We start from the raw sequence: 1,950 nt of genomic DNA on the forward strand, positions 1-1,950 counted from the left end.
GCATGGTGTCGACCACCCGCTGCATGGCGTGGTTGCCATCACTTGCTGCGCCCTGGGTGGAGGCGGCCAGCTCGCTGGCCTGGCGCGCATGCGCTGCGTTCTGGCGCACGGTGGCGGTCAGCTCCTCCATCGAGGCGGCCGTTTCCTGTAGATGAGCGGCCTGTCGCTCGCTGCGCTCGGACAGCGCGCCGTTGCCGGCGGCGATTTCGCTGGCGGCCGTGCTGATGGTGGTGGCGCAGTGCTGGATGTGGCCCACCATGCGCGCCAGCTGGCCGGCGGTGGCGTTGGCATCGCGCTGGATGGCGGCGAACGCGCCGTGGTACTCGCCCTGCATGCGACGGTCGAGATCGCCGTTGGCCATCGCCGAAAGCATCTGCCGCACTTCGTCGACCGTGCTGCCCAGTGTGTCCAGCAGCTGGTTGATGCCCCCGGTCAGGCCGTCGAGGAAGCTGGCGCCTTCGCTGGCTTGCAGGCGCTGTTCCAGATCACCCTGCGCGGCGGCATCGACAATCCCGGCGACGGCATTCTCCAGCGTCAGTTCATGGGTACGGTCATGCCATTCCACCGCAAAACCCAGGCGCGCGCCCTGTGCGTCGAACACCGGGGTGACGACCTGAGCGAAGTGCACCGGCCCGATCCGCACCTTGCCGTTGTGTGTCGCCTGCAGCCCATTGAGGATGCCGCGGATGCGGTCAGGGTTGGCATGGAAGCGATGGATGCTGCTGCCGACCAGCCGCTCGGCGTCGAAATCGGGGAAGGCCTGGCGCAGCGTGGCCTGCTGGTTGCGCAGCAGCGCCACCACCGAGCGGTTGACGTAGCGGATGACGTGATCGTTGTCGGCGATCATCATCGCCGTGCGCGAGGCATCCAGTGCCTGGCGGATCTGCGCGTTCTCGGCATGTGCTTCGGCCTCGCGGCCGCGCTGCGCCTGCACATGGCGTGCGGTATCGGCCAGCGCGTGGGCCAGTGAACCGGGTGCGTAGTTGCGTGCATCGCTGTGTGCGCCGAGGTCGGCGCCCGTGGCAATGTCGCGTGCCAATGCCGCCAGGCGGTGCGGTCCGTGACCCAGCGCTTCGCTCTGTTGGCGCAGGCGCGCGGCGGTCTGGCCCAGCACCAGCGTCAGCACCGCCAGGGCCATGGCATTCAACAGCGGCGGCAGGACGGCCGCCCCATCAAGCAACGGCGCCAGCAACGCACTGACACCCACGGCGCCGGCCAGCCACAACGGCATGCGGTCACGCTGGATGAGCAGCACGCCCAGCAGCAGCGCGATGGGCAATGCGGCATTCAATCCGCTGATATGACAGAGCAGGCTCAACTGCAGTGAAAGCAATACGGCCAGGCCGTTGCGCGCGAGCGCATGGCCGGCCTGGCGCCAGCCCAGCCAGGCGGCTGGCAGTACCGCGGCGGCAACGGCGCTCGCAGCGGGCAGCGACGTGCCGCGCACGGCAAGCACAAGGCCGATCGCTGCGAATACCACGCTGCCCAGCAGCAGGCGACGATCGCCCCGCTGTGCCAGCTGTTGCAGATAAGGGACACGGCCCTGGTCGGGCGGGCGGGAGGACGCAATGGACATCGGCAACTCCTGGATCAACGGACGGCAGCGACCCTGCAACGCCCTGCGCGGATGAGCGCAACGACGGCACGGTCGGGGAATTCGGGGAATGCGGCGCAGGCAGCGACGCGGAGGACGGACACCGTGACCACATCCTGTGGATGACGGTGCAGCAGACGGGACATGCGGTCTTCCTTGCAGAACCAGGAACGAGCCGCAGGCACAAAGGGCCTGCGTGCTGTGGACGCAGGGGCCCACTACCGTTCTATCGGCCGCACTGGCGCAGAGTGAAGTGCGCGCGGCCGACGATGGTCAGCGTGCGTTGGCGTTTTCGCTCAGGAACGCATCGATGACGGCGGCAATACGCGCCGGGTGTTCCATGTGCAGGTGATGGT

Annotated in this window: 1 protein-coding gene; it reads right to left on the bottom strand. The window is 68.2% G+C overall.

Annotation, left to right across the window (positions count from 1 at the left end; genetic code table 11):
- Nucleotides 1-1,576, bottom strand: a 1,576-nt coding sequence (locus AC1VAN_RS20255) for a methyl-accepting chemotaxis protein (RefSeq protein WP_480986577.1), incomplete at its 3' end; no start/stop codon positions are given.
- Nucleotides 1,577-1,950 lie beyond the last annotated feature (374 nt).

Source organism: Stenotrophomonas sp. 05L44_2 (genome assembly GCF_056665995.1).